19 protein-coding genes are annotated in these 19,227 nt (G+C 47.5%); 16 read left to right on the plus strand and 3 right to left on the minus strand.

The window, feature by feature from the left end; translation table 11 throughout:
- Nucleotides 1–27: 27 nt before the first annotated feature.
- Genes LG272_RS07360 through LG272_RS07405 form a run of 10 tightly spaced genes read left to right on the plus strand, consistent with a single transcriptional unit; the run spans nucleotide 28 to nucleotide 8,473 of the window.
- Nucleotides 28–963, plus strand: a complete 936-nt coding sequence (locus LG272_RS07360; RefSeq protein WP_126758706.1) for a DUF523 and DUF1722 domain-containing protein — start codon at nucleotides 28–30, stop codon at nucleotides 961–963.
- Complete coding sequence (phrB, locus tag LG272_RS07365; protein WP_404407663.1) at nucleotides 960–2,366, plus strand: deoxyribodipyrimidine photo-lyase; 1,407 nt, start codon at nucleotides 960–962, stop codon at nucleotides 2,364–2,366. Before LG272_RS07360 ends, phrB begins: the two co-directional genes overlap by 4 nt.
- Nucleotides 2,367–2,387: 21 nt before the next feature.
- Nucleotides 2,388–2,825 carry a nuclear transport factor 2 family protein gene (locus LG272_RS07370; protein WP_126758708.1) on the plus strand — a complete coding sequence of 146 codons (438 nt, stop codon included), beginning with the start codon at nucleotides 2,388–2,390 and terminating at the stop codon, nucleotides 2,823–2,825.
- Nucleotides 2,822–3,538: an SDR family NAD(P)-dependent oxidoreductase gene (locus tag LG272_RS07375; protein ID WP_126758709.1), complete on the plus strand. Its 717-nt coding sequence runs from the start codon at nucleotides 2,822–2,824 to the stop codon at nucleotides 3,536–3,538. The genes LG272_RS07370 and LG272_RS07375 overlap by 4 nt, the downstream gene beginning before the upstream one ends.
- A gap of 52 nt (nucleotides 3,539–3,590) precedes the next feature.
- Nucleotides 3,591–4,871 (plus strand): NAD(P)/FAD-dependent oxidoreductase, encoded by a 1,281-nt coding sequence (locus tag LG272_RS07380; protein WP_126758710.1) that lies wholly within the window; start codon nucleotides 3,591–3,593, stop codon nucleotides 4,869–4,871.
- Nucleotides 4,861–5,610 (plus strand): DUF1365 domain-containing protein, encoded by a 750-nt coding sequence (locus LG272_RS07385; RefSeq protein ID WP_404407666.1) that lies wholly within the window; start codon nucleotides 4,861–4,863, stop codon nucleotides 5,608–5,610. Before LG272_RS07380 ends, LG272_RS07385 begins: the two co-directional genes overlap by 11 nt.
- A gap of 12 nt (nucleotides 5,611–5,622) precedes the next feature.
- Entirely contained in the window at nucleotides 5,623–6,861 is a 1,239-nt protein-coding gene (locus tag LG272_RS07390; protein ID WP_404407668.1) for a class I SAM-dependent methyltransferase, read from the plus strand.
- Nucleotides 6,852–7,385: a DUF2878 domain-containing protein gene (locus tag LG272_RS07395; protein ID WP_404407670.1), complete on the plus strand. Its 534-nt coding sequence runs from the start codon at nucleotides 6,852–6,854 to the stop codon at nucleotides 7,383–7,385. The genes LG272_RS07390 and LG272_RS07395 overlap by 10 nt, the downstream gene beginning before the upstream one ends.
- Nucleotides 7,386–7,403: 18 nt before the next feature.
- Nucleotides 7,404–7,946, plus strand: coding sequence for a chalcone isomerase family protein (locus LG272_RS07400; protein WP_404407672.1), 543 nt, complete (start codon nucleotides 7,404–7,406; stop codon nucleotides 7,944–7,946).
- Complete coding sequence (locus tag LG272_RS07405) at nucleotides 7,943–8,473, plus strand: DUF3833 domain-containing protein (RefSeq protein WP_404407674.1); 531 nt, start codon at nucleotides 7,943–7,945, stop codon at nucleotides 8,471–8,473. The genes LG272_RS07400 and LG272_RS07405 overlap by 4 nt, the downstream gene beginning before the upstream one ends.
- 51 nt (nucleotides 8,474–8,524) lie before the next feature.
- On the opposite strand, the gene LG272_RS07410 is transcribed toward LG272_RS07405, so the two are convergent.
- Nucleotides 8,525–8,938, minus strand: a complete 414-nt coding sequence (locus LG272_RS07410; protein ID WP_404407676.1) for a hypothetical protein — start codon at nucleotides 8,936–8,938, stop codon at nucleotides 8,525–8,527.
- Nucleotides 8,939–9,084: 146 nt separating this feature from the next.
- On the opposite strand from LG272_RS07410, the gene LG272_RS07415 reads away from it, so the two are divergent.
- Genes LG272_RS07415 through LG272_RS07430 form a run of 4 tightly spaced genes read left to right on the plus strand, consistent with a single transcriptional unit; the run spans nucleotide 9,085 to nucleotide 12,407 of the window.
- Nucleotides 9,085–9,840, plus strand: a complete 756-nt coding sequence (locus tag LG272_RS07415; RefSeq protein WP_126758715.1) for a Nif3-like dinuclear metal center hexameric protein — start codon at nucleotides 9,085–9,087, stop codon at nucleotides 9,838–9,840.
- A complete protein-coding gene (locus LG272_RS07420) occupies nucleotides 9,840–10,613 on the plus strand; it encodes a methyltransferase domain-containing protein (protein ID WP_404407679.1) in 774 nt (257 codons plus the stop codon). The genes LG272_RS07415 and LG272_RS07420 overlap by 1 nt, the downstream gene beginning before the upstream one ends.
- Complete coding sequence (locus LG272_RS07425) at nucleotides 10,606–11,541, plus strand: diacylglycerol/lipid kinase family protein (protein WP_404407681.1); 936 nt, start codon at nucleotides 10,606–10,608, stop codon at nucleotides 11,539–11,541. Before LG272_RS07420 ends, LG272_RS07425 begins: the two co-directional genes overlap by 8 nt.
- Nucleotides 11,538–12,407, plus strand: a complete 870-nt coding sequence (locus LG272_RS07430; RefSeq protein WP_404407683.1) for an NAD(P)-dependent oxidoreductase — start codon at nucleotides 11,538–11,540, stop codon at nucleotides 12,405–12,407. Before LG272_RS07425 ends, LG272_RS07430 begins: the two co-directional genes overlap by 4 nt.
- 84 nt (nucleotides 12,408–12,491) lie before the next feature.
- Here LG272_RS07430 and LG272_RS07435 read toward each other — a convergent pair whose 3' ends face one another.
- The gene (locus LG272_RS07435; protein ID WP_404407685.1) at nucleotides 12,492–13,847 is read right to left on the minus strand and encodes a DUF1329 domain-containing protein; all 1,356 of its coding nucleotides are present in this window, start codon (nucleotides 13,845–13,847) and stop codon (nucleotides 12,492–12,494) included.
- A gap of 222 nt (nucleotides 13,848–14,069) precedes the next feature.
- Between LG272_RS07435 and LG272_RS07440 the strand changes: the two genes are divergently transcribed.
- Both LG272_RS07440 and LG272_RS07445 read left to right on the plus strand, forming a co-directional pair.
- Nucleotides 14,070–15,230 carry a YCF48-related protein gene (locus LG272_RS07440; RefSeq protein ID WP_198678547.1) on the plus strand — a complete coding sequence of 387 codons (1,161 nt, stop codon included), beginning with the start codon at nucleotides 14,070–14,072 and terminating at the stop codon, nucleotides 15,228–15,230.
- A gap of 18 nt (nucleotides 15,231–15,248) precedes the next feature.
- Nucleotides 15,249–17,582 carry an RND family transporter gene (locus LG272_RS07445; protein ID WP_126758721.1) on the plus strand — a complete coding sequence of 778 codons (2,334 nt, stop codon included), beginning with the start codon at nucleotides 15,249–15,251 and terminating at the stop codon, nucleotides 17,580–17,582.
- A 5-nt stretch (nucleotides 17,583–17,587) separates the two neighbouring features.
- On the opposite strand, the gene LG272_RS07450 is transcribed toward LG272_RS07445, so the two are convergent.
- Nucleotides 17,588–19,225, minus strand: coding sequence for a GMC family oxidoreductase (locus LG272_RS07450; RefSeq protein ID WP_404407688.1), 1,638 nt, complete (start codon nucleotides 19,223–19,225; stop codon nucleotides 17,588–17,590).
- Nucleotides 19,226–19,227: the final 2 nt, after the last annotated feature.

Genomic DNA, 19,227 nt, shown 5'->3' on the forward strand with positions numbered 1-19,227 from the left:
TGAAAGTCACAACCAAGGAGTGTCACGGTGACAATAAAAGTTGGTATCAGTGCCTGCTTATTGGGCGACCAAGTGCGATTTGATGGTGGCCATAAGCGATCTGATTTTTGTGCTAACGAGCTACAGCGGCATGTTGAGTTCGTTAAGTTATGTCCGGAAGTTGGTATAGGCATGCCAGTGCCGCGTCCTACCATTCGTTTAGAGCAACACGACCACGGAGTGCGTGCGGTTGTTCCGAAAACAGGTGAGGATGTTACCGAAAAACTGAGTCACTTTGCGGATAAAGCGCAACCGCATTTAAAACAGCTCAGTGGCTATGTTCTGTGTGCCAAATCGCCAAGTTGTGGCATGGAGCGGGTGAAGCTTTATGATCCGGACACGGGCTATGCGCGCAAAGAAGCGGAAGGTATTTTCGTGAAACGCCTACGCGAATTACATCCCGCATTACCGTTGGAAGAAGACGGCCGATTAAACGATGCGCCATTGCGTGAGAATTTTGTCATGCGCGTGTTTGTTTATCATGCGTGGCAACAATTACCACAGCCGCTGCGCAAAGCTGATTTGCTGAATTTCCACACCGAATTGAAGTTATTGTTACTGGCGCACAACCAAGCGGAGTATCGTCGCTTAGGCCGATTAGTGGCTGATCAACAAAATATCGATGCGAGTTTTGCGAAGCAGTATATTGAAGCCATTATGACGGCGTTAGGTAAGCCGGCGACACGCGCCAATCACACCAACGTATTGCAGCATATTCAGGGCTATTTTGGTCAATACCTCAGCAAAGAACAAAAGGCTGAGCTCAGTGCCTTGATTATGGATTATCACGACGGCGTGCAGCCGCTATTAGCGCCGCTGACGTTGTTACGTCATTATCTGCGTGAATATCCGAATGACTATTTGCAGGGACAGCGGTATTTAAATCCGTACCCGGCAGATTTAAAGTTGAGGTACGCGTTGTGAGTTACGCTGGGGTGTGGTTTCGTGGCGATGTACGCTTAGCTGCCAACCCAGCGGTGGCGGCAGCAAGTAAGGTTAATGGCGCCGAACGTGCCGTTCCTGCGCTGTTACTGCTGAGCCCAGAACAAATGCGTGAGCATGATTGGGCGCCGATAAAGTGGGATTTATTGCGTCGACACTTACAGGAGTTTGTGAAGGATGCGGCGGAACATGGTATTGCCTTGTCGATCGAGGTGATTGATTCGTGGGCGAAAGCGGCAAAAGCGGTCAAGCGTTTTGCACAAGAACATGAGCTGACTGAACTACATTTTAATGCCGAATATCCTGTGCATGAGCAGCGCCGTGATCGAGCGGTGAAAGCTGTGTTAGAAGACCATAACGTGGCCGTGCACCAACACCACGGTAGCTTGGTGGTGCCGCCAGTTATTGCCACGCAAGCAGGGAGCATGTATCAGAAATTCACGCCATTTGCGAAAGCGTGGCGAGAGTACCTGACTGATAAAGGGCTTCCACCCCTAACTACCTTACCGAAGCGCCAGTCTGTTCCGGTGGCAGCCATTCCGGAAATCGATTATCCGCAGCGCGATTCGAGCGCCTGGGAAGTAGGCGAGACTGCCGCTCGCGAAGCGTTGCATCGTTATCTCGACGAGAACGTTGATAGTTATGCCGCTGAGCGCGACATGCCAGGCTTAGATACAACCTCGAGACTGTCGCCGTATTGGGAGCTTGGTATTTTATCGCCATGGCAAGCGATTCATTTGCTGGCACAACAAAGCCCGAACTTTCCCGCTGGGTTAGACAAGGGCGCTGATACTTGGTTAAACGAGCTGATATGGCGCGAGTTTTATTTGCACTTAATACAGCATGTGCCACGCTTAAGTTATGGCAAGGCGTTTTTGAAGCATACCGATGCCATGCAATGGCGCAATAATGAAGCCGAATTTGATGCGTGGTGTCGCGGTGAAACAGGGTATCCGATTGTTGATGCTGGTATGCGTCAACTCGCTTCTGAAGGTTGGATGCATAATCGCGTACGCATGATAGTGGCGCATTTTTTAGTGAAAGACCTCATGATAGATTGGCGCTGGGGTGAACGATTTTTTATGCAACATCTTATCGATGGCAGTTTTGCTGCGAACAATGGTGGCTGGCAGTGGAGTGCTTCAACAGGTACAGATGCAGCGCCTTACTTTCGGGTATTTAATCCAACCTTACAAAGCGAAAAAGTTGATCCCGACGGTAGCTATATTCGTAAATGGGTCAAACAATTAAACGATTGTCCGGCCAAACAGATCCATGCGCCGGCTGCATGGTTAAAACAACGTGGTCGAGATGATTATCCGGCTCCTATTGTGAATCACAAACAAGCAAGGGAGCGTTTTCTATCAGCTTTTAAGGCTTTATGAACACGGAACAACGGGGGAATCATGACTAGTGTGGCAGATATCGTTGAACAGCTTGAACGGCTTTATGACGACTTAAATGAAGATAGTATTGCTGCACTTGATACGTTGTATTGCAACGACGTGACCTTTGTCGACCCAATTCATCATGTGCAGGGTTTAGATAACCTTAAAACCTACTTCCGTAACACCATCAAGGGCATCGAATACTGCCACTTTGCTTTTGCGGAGCGAGCAAGGCAGGGCGATGACGTGTTTGTGAGTTGGCAGATGCGCTTGAAGCATCCTAAGTTGGCTCAAGGGCGCGAGATTGTCGTTCCTGGTACCAGTCATTTGAAACTTGAGAACGATAAGATTTTATCGCAAACCGACTATTACGACGCCGGCGCGATGTTGTATGAACACATTCCAGTGATTGGCTATGTGATTGATAAGATTAAAACGCGGGTGAAATCATCATGAATATTTTGATCACAGGTGCTACCTCAGGCATCGGCAAACAAGTGGCCATGGATTACGCTAGCGAAGGACATACCGTTATTGCCTGCGGCCGAAACACCGACGTACTGGCTGAATTAGAACAACGTTTCCCAAACAATATTGCGGCGCAACGCTTAGATGTAAGCGATGCCGATCAAACTCAGCAAGCACTTGCTGTTTACACTGACGTTGACTTGGTCATTCTGTCTGCCGGGGTGTGTGAATATGTTGATATTGACCGCTTCGAGGCAGCGATGTTCGAGCGTGTGTTTGAAGTCAACGTGTTTGGCATGATGCGTTGTGTTGAGGCGTTGTTGCCGAATTTGAAAGCCGGTAGCAAGTTAGTGTTCGTTGGCAGCACGGCGCGTCTACTGCCATTTACTCGTGCTGAAGCCTATGGTGGTTCAAAGGCCGCTATTCAATACATTGCGCGCAGCTTGCAAGTCGATCTCGAACCGAAAGGCATTCAAGTGCTTACCGTATCGCCTGGCTTTGTTGAAACGCCAATGACTGATGCTAATGATTTTGAGATGCCGATGCGCGTGTCAGTTGAATTTGCCTCTGATCGAATCCGTAAAGGAATTCGTAAAGGAACCACGGATATAACCTTTCCAACGGTGTTTGGTTGGTTTTTGAAATTAATGTCGCGCTTACCGCAATCTTGGCAGGTGGCGTTGTCTAAGCGAATGGCTTAACCAGAAACCAGCGAGAACGCCCAACGACGTTTTCTCACGGAGAAGTAGTTGCATGAAGATTGCCATTATCGGCTCAGGTATTGCGGGCCTCACCTCGGCCTATTTGTTGCACAAGCAACATGATGTTCAAGTATTTGAAAAAAATGATTATATTGGTGGGCACACCCATACGGTATCGGTCAACGTTCATGGCGAAAATTACGCGGTCGACACTGGGTTTATCGTTTTTAATGATCGTACTTATCCTTATTTTCGTGCGCTCATGCGCGAACTTAATGTGGCTTGGCAAGATACCGAAATGAGTTTTAGTGTGCGCGATCCAGACACTGGATTAGAGTACAACGGCCACAACCTCAATACCTTGTTTGCGCAACGTAAAAACCTATTTTCACCAAAATTTTATCGACTCATTAACGGTATTTTACGCTTTAACAAAGCAGCCAAAGCAGCATACGAACGTGGCGAGAACCTTGATGAACTAACGCTTGGTGAGTTTTTACAGCAACAGAACATTTCGCACGAAGTAAGTGAACTTTACTTGTTACCAATGGTTGCCGCGATATGGAGCGCCAGCTTAAAAGAAGCTGAAGCTTTTCCACTCGGTTTTTTCTTACGGTTTTTCTCCAATCACGGTTTGTTAAATGTCGCGGATAGACCGCAATGGCACACCATTATTGGAGGCTCAAGTGCCTACATTAAGCCGCTCACGGCTGGTTTTGCCGATAACATCACGCTTAACGCGACGATTGTTGCGGTACATCGTGAATTACCTGAACGCGCAAGTGCTATTACCCTCGAATTTGCCGATGGCAGCATGCAAGATTTCGATGAAGTGGTGTTCGCGTGCCATAGTGATGAAGCTCTTGCTTTGTTGGCGCAACCAACTGAGGCTGAACAACACGTTCTCGGCAATATTCCATACCAAATGAACGAGGTGGTGTTGCATACCGATGTACGTTTGTTGCCGCGCAGTAAACGTGCTTGGGCGAGTTGGAATTACTTATTACACAACGATGACGATGCACGCACTCGACCAAGCTCGGTGAGCTATAATATGAATATCTTGCAGCGCATTGAAGCGCCGGAGGTATTCTGCGTGACCCTAAATAACACGTCGGCTATTCAACCAGCGAAAATCTTGGGAACTTACCATTACGCCCATCCAGTATATAGCGTGGCATCGATGCAAGCGCGGGCACAACGCGAGCGTATTTGCGGGCATCATCATTGCCACTTCACGGGCGCTTACTGGTATAACGGTTTTCACGAAGATGGCGTGCGCAGTGCAGTTGATGTGGCTAGACGCTTAGGAATTGACTGGGATGTTAACTAGCGCGATTTTAAAAGGGCACGTGCATCACGCACGGTACCGCCCCACACAACATGCATTTAGTTATAGCATTGCGCAGTGGTGGCTTGCCCTTGATGAACTCGACCAAGTTGCCGCACAAAGTCGGTGGTTTTCTACTCGGGGCTTTGCGCCGTTATGGTTTCGGCGCAAGGATTACCTACGTGGCAGCCAAGGCGATTTAGCGCAAGCTGTGCGCGATAAGCTTGCCCAGCTAACTGGGCATGAAATAAAAGGCCGGGTGTTTTTTCTCGGCGCCGTACGCACGTTTGGTTTATATTTTAGCCCCTTGAATTGTTACTTCGTGCAACCTGAAGGCCAAACCGATTACAGCTACATGCTAGCTGAAGTCAGTAATACACCATGGAACGAACGTCACTATTATGCGCTGGATTTATCGCAGGCTTTAGTGCATGACAAAGCTTTCCATGTATCGCCGTTTAATCCAATCGATATGCGCTACCACTGGCAACTGATTCCGCCACAGCCTACGCCGGGGCACCACGCTATGGTGCATCTCGATGTGCATGCGAAAAAGCGCGACTTTAGTGCCACAGTAAAATTAACGCGTGTTGAATTGAACTCGAAATCCATTCGTAACGTATTACTAAGGTATCCAATTAATACGTTGGGCACAGTGAGTGCCATTTATTGGCAGGCGTTACGGTTGTGGTTGAAGGGCACACCAGTGTACACACATCCCAACACCGATAAGTCTAAATAAGGGTTTGTTCTAATGTACAAAGAGAATGCATTGACGGTTATGCAGAACGATTTAGGTAGTATCGATAAAGTATTACGAAAGACCGTGTTGAGCTTGCTTGGCCGGTTAACCGAAGGCTATTTAGTGGTGAAAGAGCGTGGTCAAGTCGTTGGCCGTTTCGGCTCTGAAAAAAACACACTAAAAGCCGAAATTGATATTCAGAAACCTGACTTCTATCGTCGCTTTTTATTCGGTGGCAGCATTGGCGCGGCCGAATTGTTTATGGATGAAAGTTGGACGACCCCTAATTTAACCCATGTTATTCAGGTGTTTGCGCGCAATTTGCCGGCTCTCGATGCGGCTGAAGCCAAACTCAGTTGGATTTTATTGCCAATTCAAAAATTTCAGCACTGGCGTCGCAACAATAGCAAACGCCAAGCGAAAGAGAATATTTCAGCGCACTATGATTTAGGGAATGATTTATATCAGGCGTTTTTAGACCCAGCGTTACAGTATTCAAGTGCGGTGTATCCAGATAAAGATGCAACCCTTGCCGAAGCGCAGCAGCATAAACTGAAGCGCTTGTGCGACAGTCTTGAGTTAACGGCCGCTGATCATTTGCTTGAAATTGGAACCGGTTGGGGTGGTCTTGCGGTATTTGCAGCGAAAAATTATGGCTGCAAAGTAACGACTACGACGATTTCAGAAGAGCAGTTTAGTTATACAAAGGAACTCATTGAGCGCGAGGGCCTTGGCCATTTGATAACGCTACTCAAAGAAGATTACCGCGATCTAACCGGTACTTACGACAAATTGGTATCGGTGGAGATGATTGAAGCGGTTGGTCGTAAATATATGCCAACTTTCTTTAAAACCTGTAATCGATTACTAAAGCCAAATGGCAAGATGGCGTTGCAGGCGATTACCATTGCCGATCAGCGCATGAAGAGTTACGCCAACTCTGTTGATTTTATTCAAAAATATATCTTCCCGGGTGGCTTTTTGCCGTCATTAACGATGATGGCGGAAATGTTTACCGAGCAAACCGACATGGTCATTCGTCACATAGATGATATTGGTTATGACTACGCGCAAACCTTGGCTGATTGGCGTGTGCAATTTAACCATGCCCATCCACAATTGATGCAACATGGTTACGATGAGCGTTTTGGTCGAATGTGGAACTATTATTTGTGCTATTGCGAAGGTGGTTTCCGTGAGCGCACCGTATCGGCGGTGCAACTTGTGGCAACCAAACCACAGTGTCGTTAAATGAGAAATCGCGCCAGGTTGCTCGTACCTGGCTGCCTAAACTGGCCGGACTGTTTCTATTTGATTTAGTCTGGCTCAGCGCTGTTGCAGGTCGCGCCGATTGGTTGATCACAACCGTCATCTTAGTGGCACTTCAAGTGGTTTTAGCCATCCGGAGTAGCGAGTTTAATTGGACACTCTATATTATTCTTGTGCTGTTAGGTTTAGCGCTCGAGGCGACCGTGGTTGCTGTTGGTATTCTTACTTTCAGTGGCGGTTTTTTACCCGTTTGGCTTATCTTACTCTGGCTTGGCTTTGTCGGCATGCTTATGAATACGCTTAGCGGCTTAGCCGGGCGGCCGTTATGGGGGGCTTTACTCGGCATCGCCTCCGGACCTTTAACCTACGCGATTGGTATACGCTTGGGTGCTGCTGAACTTAATTCACCTGAGTGGCAGCTGTGGGTAATCTATGCGGCGCTGTGGGCCGTATATATGGTGTTATTTGCTTGGTTAATGCCGCGTTTTGTGAAAACCGCGAGCTAACCAACGAGGAGGTACATCATGACCAAGTTATTTGCTTATTTACGAAACGGGCTATTTGTTTCTTCGGCATTCGTTATGGGTGGATTTAGTTCGCCCGCACTCGCATCGCAATGCTCAGTTGATGCTTTTGAGACGTTACAAAAAGTAGGCGAAACCCGTCTCAGTGTTTGGTTCTGGGATGTTTATGATGCCGAGTTGCGTACCGACACGGGCTCACTAGACAGCGCCGAACAGCGCGCCTTGCAGTTGAGCTACCTGCGCGATATCAAAGCAAGCGACTTAGTTGATACGACGGCCGAAGAATGGGAGCGTCTGGGTATCACGATGAGTGATGAACACCAGCAGTGGCTCGATGACCTGCGTGAGATGTGGCCAAATGTGAAAGAGGGCGATTGTATTACTTTGCTTGAAACTGAGCAGGGGCATGCCAAATTTTTCGGACCTTCAGGCGAACTCGGAGAAATTAATTCAGCGCAGTTCACTGACGACTTCCTCGCTATCTGGCTTGATAAAAACTCTCGCTTTAAAAAAGAGCGTGACGAATTAATAGGAGTGCAATGATGAAATTTCTAAAGATGCTGGCGGCGGCGAGTGCACTCAGCTTTTTGGTTGGTTGCTCCGCGAATATTGAAGATTACCAAGGCGAAGAACCGCAGTTAAAACTTGAAGAGTTCTTTGATGGCGAATTAGTTGCTTACGGAATGGTGCAAGATTATAGCGGTAAAGTTATTCAGCGTTTTCGCGCTGACTTAAAGGGCACTTGGGATGGCAACGAAGGGGTGCTAGACGAGCAATTCTATTATGCCGATGGTAGTGAGCAAGAGCGCATTTGGTACATTACAAAAATTGGTGAAAACAGCTACGAAGGACGGGCTAGTGACGTTGAAGGTGTTGCTGAGGGCACAACCGCAGGTAACGTCTTAAATTGGAGCTATACACTGATTATTGAGCGCGATGGCGAGCCATTTTCAGTAAAACTTGATGATTGGCTGTACTTGGTTGATGAAGATAATATGATCAATCGTACGCAAATGTATAAGTTCGGCCTGCCCGTTGGCGAAATTACGCTGTACATCGGTAAGAAATAAATGCAATAAAAAAGGGACGATATCGTCCCTTTTTTTTGTGTGCGTTAACAATTAATCGTAGCCACGAGGAAGGCGTGATAACGTGCTGTCTTGCTCAAGTCGTTGGCGCCATAATTCCTTCGCTGTCAAACCGCCTTTCGCAGATTTCGCAACTTTAGCACCCTTTGTATCAGACTTGGCAGCTGCTTTCGGTGCTGCTTTCGTTGTTGCTTTTTTAGCGGGTGCGGCTTTCTTCGCTGGTTCCGCTTTTTTCTCAGTCTTTTTCTCAGCTTTTGCCGCTGGTTTTTTCGCGGCGCCACCGGCTAAGTTTTCAGCTTCTTCGGCAAGTTGTGCAAGACGCACATTTTTACCGCCATCAACGCTGTACCAGCCGCCTTTTGCTTCAATTTTTGGTTTTTTACCGTGAGCTTGCTGGTATGCTGCAGTAAAATCAGCAAGCACTTGGTCTTTATCAAGTTTGCTCATGGAGACTATCCTATAGCGTTATCATGTGTGTGTGTTTCATTTTTATACCGTTTTTTAAGCATATTGTCTAATGTCTGACTTAATTGTCCAAAATATATGCTAAAAACACACCGTATCATCAAATTTTCAGCAGAAACGAGGACATTGTGCAACGTTCCGAGCTTCAGAATTATCTCAGTGAATTATTACAAATCGATCGCATTCGTGATTATTGTCCGAATGGGTTGCAAATTGAAGGTCGCCAAGACATCCGCAAAATTGTCACTGGTGTGACCGCTAGCCAAGCATTGATTGATGCCGCCATAGAACAGGGCGCGGATACCATTTTGGTGCACCATGGCTATTTTTGGAAAAGTGAGCCCGCGGTGATTACCGGAATGAAGAAGCGTCGTATTCAGGCGTTGTTGCAAGCAGATATCAATCTGTTTGGTTATCATTTGCCGCTGGATGTGCACCCAGAGTTTGGTAATAACGCACAGTTGGCAGAATTATTTGGCTGGCCGCAACCTCAACCACTGTTGAGTGTGGATCCAGAAGGCGTCGTGATGGGCTGCACTTTACCGCAGCCGATAACTTCTGAAGAGCTTGGCGAGCATATCGGTCGTTGTTTACAGCGTCCGTTAACTGTACGGATCGACTGTGACCAGCCGATTTCTCGAATTGCGTGGTGTACCGGCGGTGGACAGGGATATATCGATCATGCCGCTGCGGCCGGTTTTGATGCTTTTTTAAGTGGCGAAATATCTGAGCAAACCACACACAGTGCGCAAGAGCAGGGCCTAGCGTATTTTGCCGCGGGGCACCACGCTACTGAGCGTTATGGTATTCGCGCGTTGGGCGAGCATTTAGCCGAGAAATTTGGCTTAGTTCATGTGTTCATTGATATTGAGAACCCTGCGTAATGGCCAAACGTGATCAAAGCTTTGAGGGCATCACGCAAAAATTTTCGCGCAATATCTATGCCACCAACAAAGGTAGGTTGCGTCTTGCAGTGCTCGAACGTGATTTGCAAGCCTGGTTACCGCAACCAGGCAACGCCGCGAAATTACGGGTGTTGGATGTTGGCGGTGGGTTAGGTCAACTGTCGATGTTGTTTGCGCAAGCGGGCTGTGAGGTGACGCACACAGATATTTCCGCCGAGATAGTCGGTGAAGCACAGGCACTGCACGAGCAGCATGGGTTGGCACAGCATTACACCTATCATGTAGCGCCGTTACAGGGCTTGCCTGAGCTTCTACAGCAGCGCTATGACATTGTGCTCTGTCATGCTGTATTAGAGTGGTTGGTTGACCCACAACAAGCGCTTGTCACATTAAAGCAATTAATGCATGCCAACGGGCGTTTATCGTTGATGTTTTACAACCGCGACGCCAAGATTCTTGCGAATATAATTTTTGGCAACTTCGATTATGTGCAAGCTGATTTATCCGTGAAAAAGACCGTACGAATGAGCCCGCAACAGCCAATTAATCCGAATGAAATGCGCCAATGGCTCGAGGCATTGCAGTTAAAAGTGACGCAACGCACTGGCGTGCGCTGTTTTCATGATTACTTGCGAAACCGCGATGATCAGAAACGTTTTGAAGAATTGCTCGCCCTCGAACTTCGGTATAACCAACAATCACCGTTCGTTGATATCGGTCGTTATTTACATTGGCAAATTGAACATGCCTGAACGCCCGAACTCTGAACGAACGGAAGCTAAACGCAAGGTTGTCATTTACTACAATCAACTGAGCCAACGTGCGCGGCGATTGGCTAATCGCTATCAGACATTTTTTGTGAGTGGTGCATGTGACGTGACCTTATTACCAAGCTCAGCTAGTTCAGTACGCGATCAAACACAATTGATGCAGGTGAGCGAGCGCGCTCAAGAATGCGTGGTGATAGGCGGTGATGGTAGCATTAATATTGTGGTGAATGCGCTGGTTCAAGCTGAGCGGCACCGGCAGGTAGCTCTGACGGTGATACCAGTTGGCACTGGCAATGACTTTGCTCGAGATCACAACTTGAAGCGCTGGAACTGGCGCATGAAGGCGGAGTTCGCAACGCAAGTTGAAGCGGTTGGCTATGTGCAATCGAATGACCAAAGTCGCTATTTCGTTAACCACGTCGGAACAGGCTTAAGCGTTGACCTCATGCGCCTACAGCCGCATTGGTTAAAGCAAAGTGCAGGGCATTTAAGTTACCTGATTGCGCTGGCCCGTTATCTGTTCGGCTCAATGACAAGCCGTTCGCGCGTACGCCGCGGCAATTATTGGGATGACGGTCAATTTGTGGCGTTAGGTCGCTATATTGGCGGTGGCTTTTTAGTCCATCCACAGGCCGATAGACGCAGTGCCATGCTAGCACGCATTCGGGTGCCGAAAATGCCGCGCTGGCGACAAGTCAAAGCCTTACTGAACGTTCTTAGAGGGCGTATTGAAACCACGGCGAGTATCGACTTTGAACGTGGCAATAAATTTCAACTTGGCGATACGGAGCATGTTCTTGAACTCGATGGTGATATTTACTTTCAAGGACCTGCAACGGTGTCTATCGCAACCGTAACTATTTTAGTGTCAGTACCATTTTTTGAGATAACGAAAGGGGATAATTCATGAGTAGCAGCTGTGCATTTATTGGTTTAGGCGTGATGGGCTATCCGATGGCGGGACACCTGCAACAAGGTGGCTTTACCACCAAGGTGTATAATCGAACCACAGCGAAGGCGCAAAAATGGGCACAAACCTATCACGGTGAATTTGCCGAGACACCCGCAGCAGCCGCTGAAGGTGCTGAATTTGTGATGTTATGCGTTGGCAACGACGACGATGTTCGTAGTGTGGTTTATGGTGACAACGGTGTTTTGGCTACGATGAAGCAAGGAAGTGTTCTCATTGATCACACCACAGCCTCGGCTGAACTTGCCAAAGAGCTTGCTCAAGCGTGTCATGAACGCGGTATTGGCTTTTTAGATGCCCCCGTTTCGGGTGGGCAGCAGGGCGCCGAAAACGGCGTGTTAACAGCTATGATTGGTGGCGACAAAGAAGCGTTTGACCGAGTTAATCAAGCGCTCACCTGCTACGCCAAAACTCGGGAATATATGGGCCCAGCAGGTCACGGTCAGTTGGCCAAAATGGTGAATCAGATTTGTATTGCTGGGGTAGTTCAAGGTTTATCAGAAGGCCTGCAGCTAGCGCGCAAAGTTGGTTTAGACCCTGACACTTTAATCAATGCGATCAGCCAAGGTGCGGCTGGCTCATGGCAAATGAAGAATCGTTATAAAACCATGTGGGAACAACATTATGAGCATGGTTTTGCGGTTGATTGGATGCGTAAAGATTTGAAAATTGCGCTCAGTGAAGCGGAACGTCAGGGCTTAAGCATGCCATTGACGGCATTAGTTGATCAATTTTACGCTGAAGTACAGAAAATGGGTGGCTCTCGTTGGGATACATCGAGTTTATTGGCGCGCCTCGAAAAATAATTGCTATTAACCCAATTGATATCAGCCAATAAAAAACCCCAGCCAAAAGCTGGGGTTTTCTTTAAGCCTGAGGCCATGCTGGATTTAGCGAATACCCATACGACGGAGTGCGCCGGTAGAGAAGTCGCCACGTACTGGCTCGATATCGAAGTTCATGTATTCACTTTCTTCGTTCGCCAGACCAAGCAGAATGTAACGACCTGAGTTCAAGTCATACAATGCTTCAGCTGCCATCCACGGGGTATCGTGATAGTAGAACTGAGTGTTGTAAGCTTCAGCAACACGCCATAGCTCGCCACGGCCGTCATAATGGTCAATTACAGACGCTGTCCAGGTATCCTCATCGATAAACATGTGACGTGTTGCGTAAATGTGACGCTCGCCGTCTTTCAAAGTCCCTTTCACTTCCCAAACACGGTGCTTTTCATAACGCACGTAGTCTTGGTTCATGTGACCTGGGCCGATGATGTCGTCATATGACAAGCTGGTATCCATCAACTTGTAGTTGTTGTATGGAATCAACATTTCTTTCTTGCCAACAAGTTCCCAGTTGTACTTATCTGGTGCACCGTTGAACATATCAAGGCCGTCAGAAGTACGTAAGCCGTCAGATGCAGTACCTGGACCGTCATAAGCAACCGATGGCGCTTTACGAACACGACGCTGACCGGCGTTATATAACCACGCACGGCGTGATTCTTTTACTTGGTCAATCGTTTCATGCACAAGCAACACGGTACCGGTCATACGTGCTGGTGCTAATACTTCTTGCAAGAAGTAGAACAACACGTTGTCATCAGCAGATTCGCGACCGGTTTTCAAATATTCAGGGAATACCAGTGATTCGCGCAGTAATACCGGAACAAAATCACCGTTTTCAAGAACTGGGAACTGGTTCACCAAGCGTTGAACAGCACCGCCTCGATAGCGAGTAATGTGGTTCCAGATTATCTCAAGACCATTGGCCGGTATTGGGAAAGGTACGTGTTTTTCAAAGTTGGCTAAGCCGTTACCGCCAGAAACCAGTTCAGCATTTGCCGCATTTTTCGCGATGACGTCATACACGTCTTGCGGATAGGCAGCAGTGCGGTGCGTTGGGTACACATGCATTTTGTAATCAGGATATTTTTTGAACATTGCCATTTGACCAGCTGACAGCAGGTCTTTGTACTCGTCAACGTTTTCAGCGGTGATGGTATATAGTGGTTGTTCATCAGCGAACGGATCAGCTGGTCGCTCTGGCGCTTCACCATCTGCTTGCTTGCTGTAACCACCTGTCCACTCAGGGATAGAGCCGTCAGCATTGCCTGCTTTCACAGCACCTACTGGCGTTAGTTCATTCCCCAAACGCGCCGCTTCTTCTGGGCTAACTTTTGCCATGACCGTAGCGGACACAACAGATAGCGCAAAAATACCGGCTTTTAGCATCATTTTATTCATTGTGCTTTTCCTTGTTGTTCTTGATATGCTTGCTTTACCGCAATAAAGCTACATCAAAACTTAACAAATTTAAATGGCCAACTGATACTAGCGTTAAAACAGCGTTCGTTGTAAGGTATCAGCTGGTTTGACCTCTAGTTATTTTTCCATAGCATGTATCGCGAATGGGAAATTTGCAACTATTTAACAAGATATAAGACTCAAAATTTTTACGAGGGTTCCATGATAAAAGCGACAGCTTATGCTGGTGCAGCAGTAATCGCAGCCTTATATGGCGCGCCTGGGTTTGCTAATGCAGACACGATTACTGATTATGAAGTAATTAATGCACCAGCAATGAAGGCCGCAAAAGCACCACGAGCGGTGCTTACCGAAATCACCCAAACTTCGAATTATACGGTTGCCGTTGGCGATTACGGGGTAGTTCTGTACCGTGAGCCAGGCCAGAGTGACTGGCAACAAGCAGATATGCCAACCAGTGTATTATTTACGTCGGTCGATTTTGTTGATGCCGATCACGGTTGGGCCGCTGGTCATCATGGCGTGATTGCTGCCACAAACGATGGTGGTAAAACATGGCAACTTCAACTCGATGGTTTTGAGTTTACTGAATTACAAAAAGCACACTTCCAAATCGTTGTTGATGAACTTACTGAAGAACTTGAACAACTCGATGGCTCAAACGTTGAGCGTGAAGATGAGCTTGCGTTTGAATTAGACAATGCAACCTACTTATTAGATATGGCTTTCGTTGCTGAAGAGGAAGGTCCTACAAAACCTTTTCTCGATATTCGGGCGGTTAATCGTGATGTGATTTTTGCTGTGGGTGCCTACGGTACCTTGGTACGGTCCCGCGATGGTGGTGAAAACTGGGAGATTCTTGATGAGCGTTTAGCTAATCTTGATGGTTTTCATTTGAATGCGCTCACCTCAGATGAGCAATATGTTTATATTGCAGGCGAGGGTGGTCAGATTTTCCGTAGCGCAGATATGGGTGATTCATGGGATTTACTTGATTCACCTTATTACGGGTCGTTTTTTGGTTTACACATCGATACCCAGAACCGTCTATGGGTAGCTGGATTGCGCGGCAATATTTTTGTCAGCGATGATCAAGGTGACAGCTTTAATCAAATCAAATTGCCTGACAACGTGAACATTAATTCTGTAGTAGATGCACCAAGTGGCGGTGTTTACTTGGTAGGAAATGCTGGCGTTATCGGTTGGGTTGATGCCGCGGGGAACATTAAGCAGATGACGCATAGTTCTGGCGCGGCGCTTACCGATCTCGTTGCGCATGGCGACGGTCGATTGACGGTGGTTGGTCAGCGCGGCGTTCTCGAAATTACAGATTTCGAATCTTCAGCACAAACCCAAGAATAATAAAGGAACAATAGCAGCATGTCTGAACAGTCTATTGAGTCAAAAAGTGTGTGGCTAGAGCGCGCGCTCTTCAATTTTCGTCCATTGTGGTTTGTGATTTTCGCAGTCTTAACTGCGTTTTTAGCGTGGCATGCTAGTCAGGTTCGTCCTGAAGCTAGCTTCACCAAAATGATCCCGACCAAACATGAATTTATACAAAACTATTTTAAGCACCAAGAAGATCTCGCTAGCTTAGGTAATGTGGTACGTATCGCCGTTGAAACCACTGAGGGCAGTATCTTTACCGCAGACTTTCAAAAAACACTTCAAGAAATTACCGATGAAGTATTTTTTATTCCGGGTGTAAACCGCAGTGGCTTAAAAAGTATTTGGACGCCCAATGTTCGCTGGAGCGAAGTAACCGAAGAAGGTTTTGTGGGTGGGCCGGTTATTCCTGATAACTGGGATGCCTCCGAGAATTCTTTAGATCAACTGCGCACTAACGTGTTGCGTTCGGGCGAAGTGGGCAACTTAGTTGCGAACAACTTTCAATCAGCTTTGATTTTGGTACCGCTGAATGAGGTGAATCCAGATACTGGTGAAGCTTTAGATTACCAACAGTTTTCGCAGCAGCTCGAAGAACGCATTCGCGATAAGTATCAAACTGAGAACGTTAAAATTCATATTACGGGTTTCGCCAAAGTTATTGGTGATCTCATTGAAGGTGCATATCAGGTCGGCTTGTTCTTTGTGATTGCGATTGTGATCACCTTATTAATGCTGTTCTGGTATAGCCGTTGCTGGCGAAGCGCTTTCGCGGTGCTGTCGTGTTCGATTATCGCCGTTGTGTGGCAGCTCGGTATTATCAAATTGATTGGTTCGGGAATTAACCCGTACTCCATGCTTGTACCGTTCTTAGTATTCGCCATTGGTGTGAGCCACGGCGTGCAAATTATTAATGCGATTAGCAACAACCGTGTTGATGGCCACGATAAATTCGCTGCAAGTCGATTAGCTTTCCGTTCACTATATATCGCTGGTTTAACTGCACTGATTTCTGACGCAATTGGTTTCACCACATTGATGGTTATTGACATCGAAGTAATTCAAGAACTAGCAATTGCCGCAAGTATTGGTGTTGCGGTTGTGGTATTGACCAACTTAGGTCTGTTGCCAATCATCATGTCGTACACTGGCGTGTCGGTAAAAGGCGTGGATTACGTGCGTGCCACCCGCGAAGAACAACATCCAATGCTGGCTTTCTTTGGTCGTTTCTCGCAACCAAAGTGGGCTTACAGCGCGCTAATAGTCGCATTAGTTGGTCTGACATGGGGGCTGGTTTACAGTCAACAAATGAAGATTGGCGATTTAGATGCTGGTGCGCCAGAGTTACGTCCTGATAGTCGCTACAACTTAGATAATCAATTCATTGTTGATAATTACAGCTCGAGTACCGACATTTTTGTGGTTATGGCTGAAACTGCGCCCAGTCAGTGTATTGCCTATGACAACCTAGAACTGATGGATCGTTTTAGCTGGCATATGGAAAATACGCCGGGCGTACAAGACGTGAAATCAGTTGTTTATGTCGCGAAAATGGGGTCATTTGGATTAAATGAGGGTAACCTGAAATGGTTTAGCCTGAACCGCAATCAATATGTATTGAATGCGAATACCGGTCGTACACCACCAGGATTAATCAACCCTGATTGCTCCATGGCACCCATTATTATTTATTTAAACGACCACAAAGCTGAAACCCTACAAACCGTTGTCGCCTCGGTGAATGCCTTCAATCAACAGTATCAGCAAGAAGGATTAGAATTGCTGATGGCGGCAGGTAATTCAGGGATTGAGGCTGCGACCAACTCGGTGATTGAATCGGCGCAAACGAAAATGCTGCTGTGGGTTTACGGGGTGGTTATTGTGCTTTGTTTGATAACCTTCCGTAGCATTCGAACAGTCACCTGTATTGTTCTGCCGCTCATGTTAACCACTATCATGAGTCAAGGCTTAATGGCGGTGCTGGGCATTGGTGTGAAAGTCGCCACCTTGCCGGTGATTGCACTGGGTGTTGGTATTGGTGTGGATTACGGTATTTATATTTACACCAAAATTCGTGAAGGCTTGGCACAAGGCATGCACCTGAACGACAGTTACAAGTATGCGTTGGATAGCACCGGTAAAGCTGTCGGCTTCACGGGTTTGACCCTAGCGATTGGTGTTGCAACTTGGATTTTCTCGCCGATTAAATTCCAAGCCGATATGGGAATTTTGCTGACCTTTATGTTCCTCTGGAACATGTTGGGTGCGTTAATTCTTATACCAGCCTTAGCGCGCTTCTTTGCGCGCTTCGGCAAACAAATTCACTAATTGATTTAGTTCACCACAGATTTGGCGTCGGCGAGAACAAAATCGGCGCCAATATCTGCAATCACCATGGTTGGTGCGTTGGTGTTTCCACTCACCACAGTCGGCATTATCGACGCGTCGATGACGCGTAAGTTACTCACGCCATTGACGCGTAACTGCGGATCAACCACTGCATTGGCATCGTTGCCCATGCGACAGGTGCTGGTGGGATGGTAGATCAAGCCGATATTCGCCGTAATTCGTTCAAGTAGCTCTTCATCAGAGTTCGTTTCGCCTGGCCAAACCTCACCGCCATTGTGTGACTGCAACGGCGCTTGTCGCATGATTTCTCGAACCTGTTTAACCCCGGAGAGTAGAGCCGCTTTGTCGGCCTCATTGTCGAGGAAGTTATATTCAAAATGTGGCGGTTGAGCCGGGTCGCGACTTGCGAGACGTAACTCACCACGAGCTTTTGGTCGTAATACGCAAACATGGCAAGCGTAGCCGTACGTGAATGCTGGCCATAAATCCCAGCCGCTATCGTTAAATCGTGTTGAAACAAAGTGTAATTGAAGGTCAGGATCAGAAAGCTTAGGGTGGCTTTTTATAAAGCCACCAACTTCCGCTGGCGAAACTGCGAGGGGGCCCGTTTTGTGACGTTTATACTGCCACCAAGCGGCTGCCATCTTCAGTGCACCGCGAGGCGTAATACTGATGCCATCTTTAAGCTGATTCCGATAATGAATCATCACGTCTACATGATCTTGCAGGTTTTTACCAACCTCAGGGCTATTGGCGACCACGGGTATGCCATGCTTATCCAACTGCGCCTTGGGTCCTATACCTGAGAGTAATAGTAATTGCGGTGAATTGATTGCGCCGCCAGCAATAATAACCTCGCGGTGCGCGGTGGCAACGTAGGATTTTCCTCGTCGGCTAAATTGAATGCCATTGGCGCGTTTATTTCCACCCGAACCTTCCACTGTAATGCGCTCCACCAAACTGTGCGTGAATACCGTTAAATTTGAGCGCTGGCGCGCAGGGTCGAGGAAGGCTTTTCGTGCACTGAAACGAGCGTTTTCAAAAATAGTGAATTGAAATGACCCCACACCGTAGAGCTGTTCACCATTAAAGTCTGAATTAAATGGAATACCTGCAGCAACGCCAGCTTCGACAAACTTTTGTGCGGCGTTAAAATAAACCGGAACATCACTGACTTTTAGCGGACCATCAGCACCATGGTATTCATTGGCGCCACGTTGATTGCATTCAAGTTTACGAAAGCGTTCAAGAACGTTTTGCCAGCGCCAGTCAGCTGAACTGACCGCGGCCCAATGGTCGTAATCACTCGCAACACCACGGGTATAAATCATGGCATTAATTAAGCTACTACCGCCGAGACCCTTGCCGCGCGGGGTATAGAGACCCTTGCCATTACGCAGCGGCGCCTTGTCAACGCTACGATATAGCCAATTAAAGGCTTTGCTATGCATAAACCGAATAACGCCGCCGGGCATGTCGCTAAACGGCGATTGACCTTCGCCACCCGCTTCAAATAGAGCAACGCGGTAGTTGCCACAAGCTGATAAGCGCTCGGCAAGAACGCAGCCAGCCGTGCCACCACCGACAATAATATAATCAAAATGCAACGCCGTTTGGTTCATGA

Origin of the sequence: Pseudidiomarina marina, assembly GCF_044807045.1 — a bacterium.
In the GTDB taxonomy this organism is placed as follows: Bacteria; Pseudomonadota; Gammaproteobacteria; order Enterobacterales; family Alteromonadaceae; genus Pseudidiomarina; species Pseudidiomarina marina.